This window comes from Desulfuromonas versatilis (assembly GCF_019704135.1).
Taxonomy (GTDB): Bacteria; Desulfobacterota; Desulfuromonadia; order Desulfuromonadales; family NIT-T3; genus Desulfuromonas_A; species Desulfuromonas_A versatilis.
This window is the reverse complement of sequence record NZ_AP024355.1, coordinates 3,737,189-3,752,848: the sequence shown is the minus strand read 5'-3', so window position 1 is coordinate 3,752,848 and position 15,660 is coordinate 3,737,189. Positions and strand designations below refer to the sequence as shown.

At 61.5% G+C, this 15,660-nt stretch carries 17 protein-coding genes; 6 read left to right on the top strand and 11 right to left on the bottom strand.

The window, feature by feature from the left end; genetic code table 11:
- Positions 1 to 304: 304 nt before the first annotated feature.
- On the top strand, positions 305 to 1,462 hold the full coding sequence (gene ald, locus DESUT3_RS16905) for an alanine dehydrogenase (RefSeq protein ID WP_221249640.1): 1,158 nt from the start codon (positions 305 to 307) through the stop codon (positions 1,460 to 1,462).
- A gap of 775 nt (positions 1,463 to 2,237) precedes the next feature.
- Here ald and DESUT3_RS16900 read toward each other — a convergent pair.
- Together DESUT3_RS16900 and DESUT3_RS16895 are read right to left on the bottom strand one after the other, a co-directional pair.
- Positions 2,238 to 2,882, bottom strand: a complete 645-nt coding sequence (locus DESUT3_RS16900) for a hypothetical protein (protein ID WP_221249639.1) — start codon at positions 2,880 to 2,882, stop codon at positions 2,238 to 2,240.
- Between the two features lie 53 nt (positions 2,883 to 2,935).
- Positions 2,936 to 3,547 carry a YqgE/AlgH family protein gene (locus tag DESUT3_RS16895; RefSeq protein WP_221249638.1) on the bottom strand — a complete coding sequence of 204 codons (612 nt, stop codon included), beginning with the start codon at positions 3,545 to 3,547 and terminating at the stop codon, positions 2,936 to 2,938.
- Positions 3,548 to 3,744: 197 nt separating this feature from the next.
- Here DESUT3_RS16895 and DESUT3_RS16890 point away from each other — a divergent pair, with 197 nt between their 5' ends.
- On the top strand, positions 3,745 to 3,927 hold the full coding sequence (locus tag DESUT3_RS16890; RefSeq protein WP_221249637.1) for a hypothetical protein: 183 nt from the start codon (positions 3,745 to 3,747) through the stop codon (positions 3,925 to 3,927).
- Positions 3,928 to 4,035: 108 nt separating this feature from the next.
- On the opposite strand, the gene DESUT3_RS16885 is transcribed toward DESUT3_RS16890, so the two are convergent.
- The 4 genes from DESUT3_RS16885 to DESUT3_RS16870 all read right to left on the bottom strand — a co-directional run bounded on the left by DESUT3_RS16885 (position 4,036) and on the right by DESUT3_RS16870 (position 7,605).
- A complete protein-coding gene (locus DESUT3_RS16885) occupies positions 4,036 to 4,629 on the bottom strand; it encodes a 50S ribosomal protein L11 methyltransferase (protein WP_221249636.1) in 594 nt (197 codons plus the stop codon).
- A gap of 47 nt (positions 4,630 to 4,676) precedes the next feature.
- Complete coding sequence (locus DESUT3_RS16880; RefSeq protein WP_225911715.1) at positions 4,677 to 6,374, bottom strand: L,D-transpeptidase family protein; 1,698 nt, start codon at positions 6,372 to 6,374, stop codon at positions 4,677 to 4,679.
- A 193-nt stretch (positions 6,375 to 6,567) separates the two neighbouring features.
- Positions 6,568 to 6,768 (bottom strand): dodecin family protein, encoded by a 201-nt coding sequence (locus tag DESUT3_RS16875; protein WP_221249634.1) that lies wholly within the window; start codon positions 6,766 to 6,768, stop codon positions 6,568 to 6,570.
- 177 nt (positions 6,769 to 6,945) lie between these two features.
- Positions 6,946 to 7,605, bottom strand: a complete 660-nt coding sequence (locus DESUT3_RS16870) for a PilZ domain-containing protein (protein ID WP_221249633.1) — start codon at positions 7,603 to 7,605, stop codon at positions 6,946 to 6,948.
- Positions 7,606 to 7,824: 219 nt separating this feature from the next.
- Between DESUT3_RS16870 and DESUT3_RS16865 the strand changes: the two genes are divergently transcribed.
- Complete coding sequence (locus DESUT3_RS16865) at positions 7,825 to 8,061, top strand: hypothetical protein (protein WP_221249632.1); 237 nt, start codon at positions 7,825 to 7,827, stop codon at positions 8,059 to 8,061.
- 180 nt (positions 8,062 to 8,241) lie between these two features.
- On the opposite strand, the gene lysA is transcribed toward DESUT3_RS16865, so the two are convergent.
- From lysA to DESUT3_RS16850, 3 genes are all read right to left on the bottom strand, one after another.
- Positions 8,242 to 9,510: a diaminopimelate decarboxylase gene (lysA, locus tag DESUT3_RS16860; protein WP_221249631.1), complete on the bottom strand. Its 1,269-nt coding sequence runs from the start codon at positions 9,508 to 9,510 to the stop codon at positions 8,242 to 8,244.
- Positions 9,511 to 9,577: 67 nt separating this feature from the next.
- Entirely contained in the window at positions 9,578 to 10,045 is a 468-nt protein-coding gene (locus tag DESUT3_RS16855; protein ID WP_221249630.1) for an Lrp/AsnC family transcriptional regulator, read from the bottom strand.
- A gap of 31 nt (positions 10,046 to 10,076) precedes the next feature.
- Entirely contained in the window at positions 10,077 to 10,343 is a 267-nt protein-coding gene (locus tag DESUT3_RS16850; RefSeq protein ID WP_221249629.1) for a hypothetical protein, read from the bottom strand.
- A gap of 706 nt (positions 10,344 to 11,049) precedes the next feature.
- Between DESUT3_RS16850 and DESUT3_RS16845 the strand changes: the two genes are divergently transcribed.
- The 3 genes from DESUT3_RS16845 (at position 11,050) to DESUT3_RS16835 (ending at position 13,953) form a co-directional block, all read left to right on the top strand.
- On the top strand, positions 11,050 to 11,658 hold the full coding sequence (locus DESUT3_RS16845; protein ID WP_221249628.1) for a DUF6515 family protein: 609 nt from the start codon (positions 11,050 to 11,052) through the stop codon (positions 11,656 to 11,658).
- Between the two features lie 89 nt (positions 11,659 to 11,747).
- Complete coding sequence (locus tag DESUT3_RS16840; RefSeq protein ID WP_221249627.1) at positions 11,748 to 12,716, top strand: formylglycine-generating enzyme family protein; 969 nt, start codon at positions 11,748 to 11,750, stop codon at positions 12,714 to 12,716.
- Positions 12,717 to 12,747: 31 nt separating this feature from the next.
- Positions 12,748 to 13,953 carry an Ig-like domain-containing protein gene (locus tag DESUT3_RS16835; protein ID WP_221249626.1) on the top strand — a complete coding sequence of 402 codons (1,206 nt, stop codon included), beginning with the start codon at positions 12,748 to 12,750 and terminating at the stop codon, positions 13,951 to 13,953.
- 282 nt (positions 13,954 to 14,235) lie between these two features.
- Here the strand turns inward: DESUT3_RS16835 and DESUT3_RS16830 are convergent, their stop codons facing one another.
- Positions 14,236 to 14,898, bottom strand: coding sequence for a hypothetical protein (locus DESUT3_RS16830; protein ID WP_221249625.1), 663 nt, complete (start codon positions 14,896 to 14,898; stop codon positions 14,236 to 14,238).
- Positions 14,891 to 15,616 (bottom strand): DUF1847 domain-containing protein, encoded by a 726-nt coding sequence (locus DESUT3_RS16825; RefSeq protein ID WP_221249624.1) that lies wholly within the window; start codon positions 15,614 to 15,616, stop codon positions 14,891 to 14,893. Before DESUT3_RS16825 ends, DESUT3_RS16830 begins: the two co-directional genes overlap by 8 nt.
- Positions 15,617 to 15,660: the final 44 nt, after the last annotated feature.

The following is a 15,660-nucleotide window of genomic DNA, read 5'->3' as shown; positions in this document are numbered from 1 at the left end:
ACGAATGGCACGATTTGTTGCCATCCTCACTGTTCCGGCTTGCCCGGCACGTTCCATTTCCCAACCCGAATCGAATTGTTCCGCGACCCGCCCTCGAGTAATCTCCTTGTCCCAATATTCAACCAAATTCAGCAAATTACATCGCTTCTGGGGTTTGCGCAGCGGTCCGTGAAATTTTCTCTGCACGGGTACTCCAGGGGCGGCATCGTAATTGGCAAGCCCTTTGCTCAATTAAGACGATAGAACGACGTTAAACATAGATCGGGCAATCCGCCTGCATTCACCCGAAAAAAGGAGCAAAGGGATGATCGTTGGGGTGCTGAGGGAAATCAAAGCCGAGGAAAACCGCGTCTGCATGACCCCGGCCGGGGTCGAGGTGATGAGCAGCAACGGTCACAAGGTGCTGGTGGAGAGTGCCGCCGGCGTGGGCAGCGGCTTCAGCGACCAGGCTTACCTCGAGGCCGGCGCCGAGATCGTCGCCACCCCCGCAGAGATCTACCGGCGCGCCGAGATGGTCATGCACGTCAAGGAGCCCCAGCCCTCCGAGTACGGGATGATCCGCGAGGGGCAGATCCTCTTCACCTACTTCCACTTCGCCGCCTCCGAAGAGCTGACCCGGGCCATGCTCAAGACCGGCTCGATCGATATCGCCTACGAGACCATCACCGCCGCCAACGGCTCGCTGCCCCTGCTCACCCCGATGAGCGAGGTGGCCGGGCGCATGGCCGCCCAGCAGGCGGCCAAGTACGTCGAGCGGGCCCAGGGCGGCCGCGGCATCCTGCTCGGCGGCGTCCCCGGGGTGGCGCCGGCCACGGTTCTGGTGATCGGCGGCGGGGTGGTCGGCACCCACGCGGCGCAGATGGCCTGCGGGCTGGGCGCCAAGGTTTACCTGCTCGACACCAACCTGGAGCGGCTGCGCCACCTCTCGGAGATCATGCCCAAGAACTGCTTCCCGATGATGAGCTCGCCGGCGGCCATCCGCGAGCTGGTGCAGGAGGCCGACGTGGTGATCGGCGCGGTGCTGGTGCACGGCGCCAAAGCGCCCAGGCTGGTGACCCGCGAAATGCTCACGACCATGAAACAGGGCGCGGTGCTGGTCGACGTGGCCATCGACCAGGGGGGCTGCTTCGAGACCTCCCGGCCGACCACCCACGGCGCGCCGACCTACAGCGTGGAGGGGGTGCTGCACTACTGCGTGGCCAACATGCCCGGCGCGGTGCCGCTGACCTCGACGGTGGCCCTGACCAATGCCACGCTGCCCTACGCGGTGGCCATCGCCAACCAGGGGTGGCAGCAGGTGGCGCGGGAGAACCCGCACATCAAGGAGGGGATCAACGTCGCCTGCGGCAAGGTGACCTACCGGGGCGTGGCCGAAGCCTTCGGCCTGGAGTACACCCCGGTCGATGAGCTGCTTGCCCCCGCGCCCGGCTCGGGTAAACCCCTCGCGGCGGCTCCTGGCTGATCCGAACCGGATTGACCAGCTGATTTATTATCCCAGGCTTGCAGGACCAAGCGTACCGGGAAACGCAAAAAAGCCCTGTTCTGTGCAAGAACAGGGCTTTTTTCGATTCAAGGGAGAAACCGTTACCGCCACGGCCAGCTTTATTCCAATCCGTCGACTCGAACCTTACTGGGAGGCGCCTTGCCGGCTCTTTAGTGACCCGACTTGGCGTTGCACCTTTCGTGGACGGTCTTTTTCTGGGGCCATTCTGCCCCGGCGGATGGGAGGATACGGCTTCCGTCGTTAGACCGCGCGGTGTCGGCTTCTCTCTGCCGGGTTCAGGTTTTTCCCTGGTGCCTGCGGATCAACCCGTGATCCCTGGCTGGTGTGTTGCAGGTCAGGATCGCGGTTGCCGCAGTTAAGGCACGGTTTTCGGGTATCCCTGAGGAACCGTCTTTCCGTAAGGCCGCACCGGGAAATACCTTGCCCGGAAACTGTCAAAGAACGCCTTTTTTTCTTTCTGCCTGATTCAATTATAGCAATCAACGGCTCTGAATACAATCTCCGGTGATGCCGGCCCGCGCTGGCAATTCGCGTGGTATGTCCAAACGATCTCCCCCAGAAAACCCCTTCAGGCAACCCGGGTCGGGCGGGTCGACACACCGGGGAGTTGCCGGAGGATGCTGCCTCATGGTGCTGGCGAAGCCACCGCTGTCCGGAACCGGTCATCCCAGAGATTTCAAAGAGCGTTTTTTCACCTTTATTTTAGCATAACCGCCCCCTCGGGGCCGAGATTTCAGGCCGTTTCGGGATCGTACAACCCGGCGGCCTCCGAGCCCAGCAGCCCGGCCTCGAAGCTGCGCTGGTCCACCGGCTGCAATGCCCTTGCCTGGGCGGGGGTAAGAAGGGTGACGTGGCGGATGCTGTCGAGCCGGTCGGCGATTCGCTCGAGGGGCTGATCGTCGATCATCCACCCTTCGGCGTCGAAGCGGCCCAGGTCGAGGGGGACGGTGTAGCTGCGCAGGGTCTTTTCCCGGGCGGTGTTGTAGTAGAGCTCGAAGTAGGACATGACCAGTTCGCGCAGGGTGCGGTAGACCGGTTCGCGATAGCGCAGACCGGCGAAGTTCGATTTGGCCACCGCACCCCAGCAGGGCCCCTGGCGGTAGACGGCCAGCAGGTGATCGTCGTCGCGCTCGGCCACCATGTCGATGATGCGCGGTGCATGCCCCAGCCGCCGCAGGGCGGCAGCGGCGAACAGGGCCCCGTCGAAACAGTGGGCCAGCCTGTCGCGCAGCACCTGGCGCGGACAGCGGTAGACCGGTTCGGTGCTGTAGGGGACCGTATCGAGGAAGGCCTGGATTTCGGCGGGGGAATTAAGGCCCGTGAAAATCTTTCGCTCGGAATCGTTGAGGGATTGGACAAACTGCTCCAGGGCGTGCATGCTGGCTCCGGTGGGCGACCGCGGGGACGGCGGCCGGTTGACAGGTATCGATTTCAGATGGTGATGATGGTTCCGGCCTGGTGCAACCGCTCCCAGAGCCCGGCGGGATCTTCCTCGAAAATGGCCTTTTCCTCGCCCGCAACCACCTGCCAGTCGCCGCGGGAGATTTCCCGGGCCAGTTGGCCGGCGCTCCAGCCGGCATACCCCAGGTAGATGCGGAACAACTCGCCGGGGCGTCCGCCCCCGGTCAGGTGGCGCAGCACCTCGTCAAGCCCGACCACGTGGGTTCGCTCCAGAACTGCCAGTGAATCGGCCGGAGGGTTGCTGCTGCGCAGCAGGACCATGGGGCGGAGCGGTGACACCGGTCCGCCGAAAAAAAGTCCGGCAAACTGTTCGGGCAGTTCGGGCAGTACCTTCTGGGGAGCGACAACGGCCGGCCGGTTGACCACCAGTCCGACGGTGCCGCCCAGGTCGTGGCGAACCAGCAGAATCACCGTCTGCTGGAAGCGTGGGTCCTTAATAGCCTCGGCCGCCACCAGAAAGGTGCCGACCCGCGGAGCCATGCCGGTCTGCCCGAAGACCTGCGCCGTCCCGCCGGCCGCCGTCAGCGTCAGCATCAGGCAGAGCAGGAATTTCCAGGCCCGGGCCAGTCGCGTTCGTTTCATCTTTCCGTTTCCTCCCTGGGGCGGTTTCCAGGTTTCAGTATCTGTATTCATAGTACCATCAGCGCGGGGGGCTTTCCTTCAACGCCCCCGATGCGGTTATAATAGACGGAAAGTAGCAAACAGGACGCCAAGGGCGTCCGCCGCTTGGCAAGGAAGGAATGTCTGCTGATTTTCTCCATTAAGGAAAGGATGCGACTATGAAGAGCCAGCGATTCACATCGATCTGTCAGGCCGTGCAGAATGGCCAGGAGCGTCATGTAGAGCATCAGGTCACCCATCAGACCGGGAAGATTGTTGCCTGTTCAGGGATTAATTTCGAGGTCGAGACTGATGGTCGCCACCAGAACTGGGCAATGCAGAACTGCGAGGAACAGACTTGAGCGGTTGCACCAGGGTTCCGCCCTGGCGGTTTCCGTTGAGTTGTTGAAGGGACAAACCGGCAAGCCGCTCCCCATACCGGGGGGCGGCTTGTTGTTTCGGCGGGCGTCTCAGCAGCTCTGGCCCCGCTGCAGCAAAACCGAGGCAAATTCGCTCATCTGGCGCCGCTCCAGCAGTCGACAACCCAGTTGCTGGTAGACCTGGCAGATCGCATCCTGGTATTCCAGGGGCATCCCCGATAGCAGCAGTCTCCCCCCCGGGCGCGCCCGGCTGAGCAGTTCGCCGGCCCGGTCGATGAGCAGGTCGCAGTGGATATTGGCCATGACCAGGTCGAAGCTCTGCGGCGCGGCGTCTTCCAGCACCCCCGTGACCAGCTCCAGTCTCCCCTCCAGTTCGTTGTGGCGGCGGTTTTCCGCGGCCACGGCCACCGCTTCGGGATTGATATCGATCCCCTGTGCCTCCCGGGCGCCCAACTTGAGAACCGCAATGGCCAGGATCCCCGTCCCACACCCCAGGTCCAGAACCCGGCTTCCGGCCAGGCCCTCGATCTTTTCCAGAATTTCCAGGCAGCTGGCGGTGGTCTCATGCAGGCCCGAGCCGAATGGGCCACGCAACATGAACAGCGGGATGCTGCCCGGAGTGTCCCAGCCCTGGCCGGGGGGGAGGACGCAGAAACGTCTGCCGATTTGCAGTGGTTGGTACATGTTCGACTCTCCAGCGGCAGCGCCTCGGCGGACTGAGAATCTCCCGGTCAGGCTTCGGGGGCGGGAGGTGTTGCCGAGAGCGCGGCGTCGAGGACCTGGTCGCGCTCGTAAATATCCTGACGGAATTGGACGGTGCCGTCCTGTTCGACCCAACTGGTCCAGTATAACAGATGAACCGGAATCGGCTGGGGCAGCGGCTGAATGCGGTCGACGGCACCCTGCAGGGCGTCACTGATAGCTTGCCGCCCCTCGAGGCGGCTGCCCCGCAGCAGGTATTCGGCCAGTTCGAGCGGCTTCTCCAGGCGGATACAGCCGGAGCTGAAGGTGCGCGTGTCCTTGCGGAACAGCTCCTTGGCAGGCGTGTCGTGCAGGTAGATGTCGTACTGGTTGGGGAGCATGAACTTGATGCGCCCCAGGGCGTTGATCGGCCCCGGATCCTGGCGCAGCCGGTAGGGGAAGCGTTTGCGGTGCAGCTCGCGCCAGTTGATGGTGGCGGGGTCGATGGCCTTGGCGTCGGCGCCCCACCCCTGGAAAACCTTCATGTTGATTTTTTCCAGGTGGTTCGGGTCCTTCTTGACCATTGGCAGAATATCTTCCACGGCGAGCTTGTGGGGGACCTGCCAGTAGGGATTGAGCACCAGGTAGGTCATGCGCCCCGAGAAAACAGGGGTGCGCCGGTAGGGTTTGCCCACGACCACCCTCATCTCCAGTACCACGTCGCTTTTCTCGCGAACCCAGAGGTGAAAGTCGGCGATATTGACCAGGATATGCCGTTCGCCCAGATCGCGGGGGAGCCAGCGCCAGCGCTCGAGGTTGACCTCGATCTGCCGGACCCGGTCCTCGGCGGGCAGATTAAGGGCCGCCAGGGTCCCCTTGCCCACCACGCCGTCGTCGGTCAGGCCGTGGCGCCTCTGAAAGCGAAGCACCGCCTCATTCAGCGCGCTGTCGAAAATGTCGCCATGGACGAGTTCCGCATCGAGATCGGCGGTGATCGCCAACCGTTCGCGCAGCGCGGCCACCCGGGGGCCGCGGTCGCCTTTCTGCAGTTTGACGCCCTCGGCAATCCGCGGCCACCCGCCTGCAGCGGCGATCTTGCGGTAGTGCTCCAGAGCTTGGCGAAGCCCGGCATATTCAGCCTGCCCGGGTAGCAGTCCCTGGAGAGTCTCCCTGATGCGGCCGGTTTCCAGGGCACTCTGCAGCAGGGGCACCGGGTCGGTCTGGTTGCGCCGGGCGTGCCATTCAGGGTCCACGGTGGCCGGGTTGATGCGGCCGTTGAGGTAATGGCTACTCAAAACCAGGAAGGCATCGGTCAGCAGCAGGTCGAGGTCGGCCAGCGCACCGCTCATGTTGAGCGGTACCGCGATGTCGGCGGAAATCCGGGCCAGCAGTTTCTCGATGGCCTCCAGGTGGTAATGCTCGGGAACCAGCCCTTCCAGGTCGGCCTGGCGGATGGCCTCCAAAATTTCGGCTGCCGCCTCTCCGGGGCGCCCATCGTGGATCCAGGCGGGGTGGAAAAGCCGCTGCTGGTAGAATTCGGGCAGCGCCGCGGTGGCCAGCAGGCTGTCGCCCGCGGCGGACAGCCCCTGGGTGGGCACGGAGGTCTCGAGGCGCACCCGCAGCGACTCGCGAACCGCCTGGTTCAGGGGCGGTTCGAGGGGACCTGCGGCGAGGATGCTGCTGGTTGTGGAAAAAAACAGGAAAAAAACCGGGATCAGCTTGCAGATGGTTTTGGCCAGGGTTGTCATGGTACTCACGGGGCATGTCACGGGTTTACAGGAAATTCGCCGCTATTTTAGCGCTTTCACTTCGCATAGACAAGAAATACCTGGCGGCAGCCGTGGTTCCACCATTCTTCCGGGTGCGGAGACGGCAGAAAAACAGGTGAAACCCTGGGGGCTTCACCCGGATATGACAACTGCAGGAGGTAGGCGGGGCCAATCAGCCCTTGATCACAAAGGTCAATTTGGCGTTGACGCGGTATTTGACGATCTGGTTGTTCTCAACAATGGCCTGAATGTCCTGGATGTAGATACTGCGAATGTTGTCGACGGTTTTGGCCGCCTCCTTCAGCGCCGAACCGGCGGCGTCCTCCATGCTTTTGCCCTCCGCGTGGATTTCGATGACCTTGGCTACCGACATGATTCGCTCCTTTCCCTTGAAAAATAGTTAGCCTAAGCTAATCATTAACATAAGAAACCATTTCCACAAGGCGGCCGCAGCGCATGGACCAATTTTCCCGGAGAGAGTCGCAGAGGCCTTCGGGCCTGATTGGAACCGGGAGCTGAGTCAAGGTGGGGGAGGGGGGGCCTATTCCGGCTAGAGGATGCGGACTTTCGTGCGCAGCAGATGCCGCTGCTGGTCAAAGCAGAAAGCGGTGATGCGGTCCTGGTCCTTCAGACGCATATCGAAGAAACTCACAGCGGCCTCCCGGGTGCCGTTGGAACGCTGGAACAGCCGTACCACCTCGGCGCAGCATTCGATGAGATGTTCCTTTTCGGAAGGGAGAATCAGCAGCATGCCCAGGCGTGTCCCCTTAGGCAGCGGTTTCTCGATCGGCATGCGCAGACCGCCGCCGCCGATGTTGACTTTGACCGGGACGGGGGGTTGGTAGCCGGGCGGGGCGTCCAGGGGCCAATAGGCCAGCTGAATCTGGGCATCGACACGAAAATGATCCCGCTTCTGCTCAGGGGAGCTTGCCTGTACCACGCTGATCTGCAGGTGACGGTCGTCGCGGATTTTTTCAATTGCGACCACCAGGGTGAATACCCCCATCTCCCCCTTGCAAAGCAGGACACCGCGGAAGCCCCGGCGCAATTGTCCGAGGGGTAGTTTGCCAGGTGGAAACAGCACCTCGAGCTGAGCGTCCTCGGCCAGGCTGACTCGGCAGTTGAAGATGCTTTCCGGGCCTTTTACGGGCAGTTCGATCCTGACTACCCGCGGTTCGACGAAAAATTGTTGAAATTTATGGGAATCCATCCCCCGCCCCGGCATCGGCCACATGGCATGAAAACAGCGCCAGCCTGCGAACGGGACCGGCGTGAATGTTTTCCAATAACCCGGCAGCGCTTATTTGTCAATAGTTGCCTGGTCGGGCGGCCGATGCCGGGCACCCTATTTGCATAAGATTGTGTTAATAAATTTGCCGGAGCGCTGGGAAAAATGCGGGATGCCTGGCTGCGGCAGGAGGGTGATGCTATGAAATCGTTGGCCATTGAAATCTGGAAGGAACGCCGACCCAGGACCGGAGCAAGGTCGTTTGCCAAGTCTTTGCAGAAAGTTAGATATCATTTCTGGCGCAATGTCTTGCCGACGGCGCTGATCCTGATCCTGGGGAGCCTGCTGACATTGGTGGCAACTAGAATGATCTGGAAGGCAAAAAATTCTCAACCGGCTGTGGCGGTCAGTCAGCAGCAGGAGGGGCTGCCGCGGTAATCGCGCCACAGCAGGTGTGTAATGTCTGCAACAGGAGGGGCTGGAAGGGCGCTGCGGCGTTCGCAACCAGCGAAGGCCGTTTCCCGGTGGGAAGCGGCCTTCATTTTTTTTCGGCGGCATGAATGAAACCGGGGCCGGCCGAATGCGGCCGACCCCGGAGAGAATGCCGGCGTCTTCGGGTTACCCCTTGGCGGGGGTGAAGGCGTCGGGCTGGAAGTTGTAGGTGGCGAAATAGTCTTCCACCGTCTCGGCGCGGCGGATCAGCTCCACGCTGCCGTCTTCGCGCAGCAGCAGCTCCTTGGGGCGCAGCCGGCCGTTGTACTGAAAGCCCATGGCGTGGCCGTGGGCGCCGCTGTCGTGGAGGATCACCAGGTCGCCCTCCTCGATGGGGGGCAGTTCGCGCTGGATGGCGAACTTGTCATTGTTTTCGCACAGCGAGCCGACCACGTCGTAGACCTCGCTCTTGGGCTGGTTCTCTTTGCCGAGCACGTCGATGTGGTGGTACGAGCCGTAGAGGGCCGGGCGCATCAGCGACGACATGCAGGCGTCCAGGCCGACGTACTTGCGGTAGGTGTCCTTGTGGTTGATGGCGGTGGTCACCAGGGCGCCGTGGGGGCCGGTCATGAAGCGGCCGCTCTCCATGTACATGCGCGGGGCGTAACCGTGGCGGGCCTTGAAGGCCTCGAACTGGGCGGTGATCTCCTTGGCCATGGCGGCGATGTTCAGCGGCTGCTGCTCGGGCTTGTAGGGGATGCCGAAGCCGCCGCCGATGTTGACGAACTCGAAGCGGATACCGAGCTCCTTCTCCACCAGCTCGGCGATCTCCAGCACCATGCGGGCGGTCTCCACCATGTAGGTGTAGTCGAGCTCGTTGGAGGCGACCATGGTGTGCAGGCCGAAGCGCTTGGCGCCGCGCTCTTTGGCTTGGCGGTAGGCCTCGACCACCTGCTCGTGGGTGACGCCGTACTTGGCCTCGACGGGGTTGCCGATGATCACGTTGCCGGTGCGCCGCGGTCCCGGGTTGTAGCGGAAGCAGATCAGCTCGGGGAACTCGGGAACCTTGGGGATCAGCGAGATGTCGTCCAGGTTGAGGATGCAGCCGCCGTCTGCTTCAGCAAAGCGGAACTCCTCGATGCTGGTGTTGTTCGAGGTGAACATGATGTCCTCGCCGCGGCCGCCCAGCTCGCGGCTGAGGATCAGCTCGGGGATCGAGCTGCAGTCGAAACCGAAGCCCAGCTCCTTCATGATCTGCAGGATGCGCTTGTTGGGCAGGGCCTTGACCGCGTAGTACTCGCGGAACCCCTCGATGCCGGCGAAGGCCTTTTTCAGGTTCTCGCCGGTTTCGCGGATGCCGGCCTCATCGTAGATGTGGAAGGGGGTGCCGTAGTGCTCGGCGATCTGCTTGACCACCGGGAACAGCCGCTGCTTGAACGATTCGGACATGGGCATGGTCAGGGTTCTCCTTGGGGAAAGTGGGTTTCAGTTCTGTTCTATATCCAATTGATGTTCGATTACTTTAGGGCGTGGTCTGGGCGCGTTCCAGGTCGATGCGCCGGGTTTCCTTGGTGGTCGACAGCACCACGTGGGTGCGGGTGCTGCGCACCCCCTCGATGGCCGCGAACTCGTCGCGCAGGATGCGTCCCAGCTCCTCGGTGCCCGCCACCCGCAGCTTGACCAGGTAGCCGTCCTCGCCGGCAACCTGGTGGACCTCCTGCACTCCGGTGAGGTTTGCCAGCTCCCCCGCCAGCCGGCCGTTGCCGGCGCGGCTCGCCTCGACGAAGACGAAGGCCGCCAGCTGCTGGCCGAAGTGGCTGGGGTTGAGGCGCACCTCGTAGCCCTCGACGATCCCCCGGTCCTCCAGCTTGCGGATCCGCTCCAGCACCGCCGACGGGGCCATGCCCACCTGGCGGGCCACCTCGGCATTGGGGATCCGCGCTTTTTCCTGAAGTATGTGCAGAATCTGCAGGTCAATATCGTCGATCATTCGCTGTTGCTCCATTTTTTCAGAATGATATTCATTGATGACCGATGCTGTCAATAATAATTTCGTCCGCCACCATGGTCATCCAGGCATACGATGCGACTTTTGGCATGAAGTGCGTCGCCGTCATTTCGGGGATTTCAACCTTGTGGGTGGCATGGCATTGGATCCCGACAGCAGGTGAAGGCAAAAATCCCTCTGCCCAAGCTGCAGCGGTGACCCTGCATTGTTGCCAGCAAAATGATGGCCACCGGGTAAAACGCCCTCGGGGCCATTTCCTGATGACCAGAAAACCCGGCAATGGAAGATCCTCTGACCTTTCCCCAACCCCTTCCCAAGCGGATATCCTTCATTTTCCCCGTCCTCACCGCAAGAGCTTCAGCTGGGCTGTTAAGAAATGTAAAGAAAAGGGTTTTCTCCTTTGCATATCTTTACCTGGGACGCCCTACTCTTAACCCCTGCTTTAGAAAGGATTGTGTATATCTGCTTCCGGTTGGGCCGCCAAGCCTGCTGAAAAGGGAAAGGCGGTGGGCGATCGGATTTTTCGGGTCTTTCTTCAAAAACCGTTGCCAGGCAACAGCCCCCTCAAGAAATAGTGCCCCAAGATGAAAATGTGCGCAGGAAAGATGAGAAAAGCAACTGCCCTGGCGGTTTGCTCGCCATGATGCCAGCGGCAGGATGGGCCTTTGGCGGCTCGACGGACGGCCGTCGTCCGCAGGGCCCTCCCCAGGCGGCGATTGACGCCTGCAAGGACAAGAGTGCAGGAGATCCGGTGCCGTTTGAAAACCGGCGCGGCGATACCGTGAAGGCCATCTGCCAGGAGCGAAGCGGGCAACTGGTCGCCGTTGCGGAGGGTGCTTTCCGAGGCCGCGGTGGCAATGGCAGGGAAGCCGGGGCAATTAGCCTGGTGTCCATCCGGAAACGATGGATGGAAACTCGCCTGACAATGGCCCCAGGAAAACCCTGTTCCCGGGGCCCTTTCCAAAGTCGGAGAAAGGATCCTCACCATGAAAAAGAAATTAGGGTGGACAATAGGGTCCTTCCTGACGCTGGCCTGGTTATTTCTGCCGCTTCTGGCCGGCCCGGGCGAAGCGTTGGCCGGCGGGCCGGCTTCACCACCTCATCGAGTTGAAGTATTCGTAAAAAGGCTTCCGGCCGGACACAAAGTCATCCATGTTGGGAAAACCAAGTATTTCGTCCATGGCGGCCGCTTTTACCGGGGAAAGCCCGGCGGATACGTGGCCGTCACAGCCCCGATTGGAGCGGTGGTCAACGTTCTTCCGAGCGGCTTTTCGACTGTCACTTTAGGCGGCACGACCTTTTTCCTGGCCGGCGGCGTCTACTATCGCCAGCTGCCCGGAGGCTACATGGTCGTAGAGGCCCCCACCCCCGAACCCCTGGCGGAGGGCCACGAGGTAATTGTGCAGGTGGCTGTATTGAATGTCCGCTCGGGCCCCGGGGCAGAGAATCCGGTGGTTCATCAGGTTTCGCAGGGAGTTCACCTGTCGGTGGTGGGAAATGCGCTCGGCTGGTATTACGTGCGATTGCCGGGCGGACACCATGGTTGGGTCATGGGCAAATTTGTCTCACCAGTCCAACCGCTCCCCCGAGGCTGATCTCTTCATCTTACACAGCACAATCGGCCGCCGGCCTCTACTCCATGGGGCATTACACCTGGCACGAAAACAATCAAGGAGGAAATTAAGTGAAATTCAGAAGGTTGGTTCTGGTCTTTCTGGTGGTTTCAGCAACCATTTTCTGGGGGTGCGGCTCAGACAGCGACGACGATGACGCCACGGTCAGCGGCATCACCTGGATAACCATCCCCGAGGGACATTTTTTCATGGGGACTTTTGATGATCCCCTGCATCCCGAGGAAGCACCGGTTCATACGGTCAACCTCGATGCATTTCAGATAAGCCAGACCGAAATCACCAACGCCCAATATGCCGATTACCTGAATGATGCGCTGGAAGAGGGGTATGTGTTTGCCACCGCCAGCAAGGTTTACGGCGCCGTCGGGACTTATGTCGGATACTTGTACCTTGACCTCGAGGGTGCCGCCGCCGACGGAGAAGACCCCGACAACGCCTGCCATATCATTTACGAGGACGGCGTCTTTTCAGCGGAGGCCGGTTATGAGAACTGGCCGGTTACTTTTGTCTCCTGGCACGGGGCCTATGCGTTCACCAGGTTCTACACCGAGGTCTACGGCGTCGCCATGGGCCTGCCGACGGAGGCGGAGTGGGAATATGCTGCGGGGGGCGAAGATGAACTCGACTATCCCAGCGACGATGGAACGCTGAGCTGCGAAAAGGCCAATTACGACTGCGGGAGTTCGCTCGGGCGGGTGACCACTGCCGGAAGCTACCCATCCAATACCTGGGAATTGCAGGATATGGCCGGCAACGTTCGGGAGTGGTGCTGGGACTGGTACGACGAGGCATATTACAGCAGCAGTTCGTCAAGCAACCCGGTCAACCTCTCCGGCTCGGAACCCCCGAGTGACGGCAGCGCGACCGGGGGCGATGGGGAGCCCTACAACTACGATACCCGAGTTGTGCGCGGCGGAAGCTACACGAGCTCGGCAGATGACCTGCGCACCGCTGCCCGCGACCAGGATTACCCCTTCAATCTAAACGGCCAAACGGGCTTCCGGGTCGTCCTGCGGTAATGACATCAATCCATGCAAGGAGACCTTGCCGATGAAGAGAACTGATTGGCCCCCGATGAATCTCATCTGCCTGATTGCCCTTTTTTCACTGGTGTGCTTGAACGCCTGCGGAAGCAGCAGCGATGATGATTTAACGCCTCCGGAAGTGACCCTGAACGCATTGAGCCCATCGACCTTCGAGAGAGAAAAGACCCTTTCCGGGACAATCGAAACTGGCGCAGATATCGAGGTGAGCGTTGACTCCTCCGCTGAAGTCGGTGATGTTTCTATCGAGAACGGGATCTGGAGCTGTACGGTGGCCGATCTGGAACCGGGCACGAACACGGTCACGGTCAATGCCGGGGATGAGCGGGGAAATACCAGCATTCTCTACTTTTCCCTGACCTATGACATCGTCAGGCTAGACCAGGTAAGTACCATAACTGCTGAATCGACACCCAGCGTTTACGGAACGCTGATTCCAGGGGGGAGCATCGTCTCGATCGAATTGGACGGGGAAGCAATCGAAGTGCCCGTGGTATATGACGGAATTCACTGGAGCTTCGCTATTCCCGAATCCGCGGCACTGGAGGACGGCAGCCACACGGTGACCATTGAGGCCGAGGATACGGCCATCAACCCGCAGACCCAGGAAAAATCCCTGACCATTGTCCGGGAGGAAACCGCCGTCCCGCTGACCGTCGACCGTCCGCTGACCCCCCGCGACGACACCACGCTCACCTTGGCGGGCAGCAGGGGCCTGGGAGCAGAAGTCGATGTGGCGGTGAGCCCCGCGGCGACGGTAGGCACCGTTTCATATCCCACCACAGACTCCTGGACGGTCCAGCTCTCCGACCTTGAGGAGCGCGATAGCCTCATCTCGGTGACAGCGTCCCTGGTTGGGGCGGTCGGATCTTCGGCGTGGACCCGCGTATCGGTGTACACCACCCCGCAAATCGTGGCCACCTTGCCGCCTGCGGGGACCTCCGACGTGTTGCCGGACACGGTCGTGATGGCCATTTTCAGTGAAGCGATGGTCGCCACAACAATTAATGAAGACACTTTCTGGGCAGAGGATGAGAGCGGAAATCGTGTGACAGGAACGGTCAGCTACGATGCGGAAGACCAGTCGGCCACCTTCGAACCCGCCTCCTCACTGACATCGGGTGGCATTTACACCGCCAACGTCAGCAGCGCGGTGACCGATCCCGACGGGAATTCGGTTGCGCCCTACACTTGGAAATTCACTGTTTATTGACGGGAAAAAGGAGGATTTACCATCTTTCCGTCAATTCACCAGTTCGGGCACTCTCAAATCTCAAGGGCCCCGCCGTGCATTCCCCGGCGGGGCCTTTCCTGTCGGTTGCTTAAGATTTTTAATCCCTGCTCTGCCTATGGATTTACCAGACCCCCACCAGCTCACTATCGTGAGGTGGTCCGGTTCGTTTCGGCAACCTGCGAGGGGCCAGGGATGAAAAAGGGCTGAAAGGAAAAGTTTTCTGCAGCCCGTGAATAATCGGCAATCTGCCGCACCCGTCGCTCAGCAGCCCATGGGCAGGCTAAGCTCAATCCGCTCCAGAGTGCGCCAGGCTCCCTGGTCCAGGACCTCGATGTTCAGGCGGATCAGGCTCAAACCCACGCCGCAAGGGTAGTCGTTCGGCCCCCGGCACTGCCTGGCCAGATTGATCCAGCGTTCCCCTGACTGGTAACCTTCCTTTTCCCACTGCGCCGATTCTGTTTCTACCGCGGCCACGATCTCTTCTGTGTTTACAGCTGGGAATTTACTGCTCGTCGGGATCGGCATGATAAAGCTTCCTTCGGGGGTTGCTTCCAATTCCACCCAGGGTGAAACGAAGTGGGTCCAATCGAGCAGATCCATGTGGGGACCTTCGTCCATCAGGGTCAGGCTGGTTTCATATTGCTGCCTGATGCGTAATCTTTCGTTGCCCGGTGCCGCCGGGTGCAGGATGATTTCCAGGCGGTCCGCCACCCCCAGGTCCAGCTCGGCCCGGATTGCCTCCCCGTCGCGGCGGTAGCTGGCGAGCGGGGAGCCTCCGCCCCAGGCGTCGAAGGTGCGCAGCTCGATCGCCTGCAGGGGGGCGCCATCCAGTGGAATCGTGGCGCTGGCCCTTTCGGACGCTCCCAGCGGCTGCAAGGCCAGCAGCAACAGCAGGGCGGCAAGCAGCCCGATTCGCCTAATCAACCTTGATCACCAGCTGTTTCTGCAGCCGCTTGTAATAGAAGTTCTGCCCGTAGAGCACCGCCGCGGGGTTGTGGCCGGTGACCCGGTCCTTGACCACCAGGGTGGTGGTCGGCGCCTCGGAGTACTTGGCAAAGAGCATGTCGTGGCCGACGCAGAGCCCGACGATGATGTTCATGTCGGTTTTGGACTGGTTGAGCAGCCGGGCCTGGGCGATGGGGTTGCAGGCCGGCTCGAAGGTGCCGGGGCGCACCTTGGCTTCTTCGGGGATGCCGAGTTCGAGCTTGTCGATGCTGCCGGCCTTGCAGCAGACCGAGAGCGGCTCGAAGCCCTGGGCGCTGAGGATGTCGGAGAGGCGGCTGCTCTCCTCGAGCAGGCCGATGCAGGTGCCGATGCCGATCTTCTTCCAGCCCATCAGCTTGGCCAGGGCGATGGTGTCCTCGACCCGGGTCCAACGGGCGTTGACCGCATCGGAGCCGGGCACCGGCTGGTAGCAGAGCCCCTCGACTTCGGCGGCCACTCGGGCCAGCCTGGCGTCCTCGCTGTCGCCGGTGTACTTTCTGAACGATTCCTCGATGACCTGCGCCTCGCGCTGCGAGGGGCAGTAGCCGGGCCGGCCGGGGCGGCTTTTCGGGTCGCTCCAGCAGTTGGTGGTCCCCTGCTTCTGCCACAGGGCGCTGCACTTGGCGCAGGAGAGGGGCGTTTTTTCGGCGCTGCTCATGGCGGATCTCCTTGATTGACGGTGGGAAATCGAATGCCTCAAAG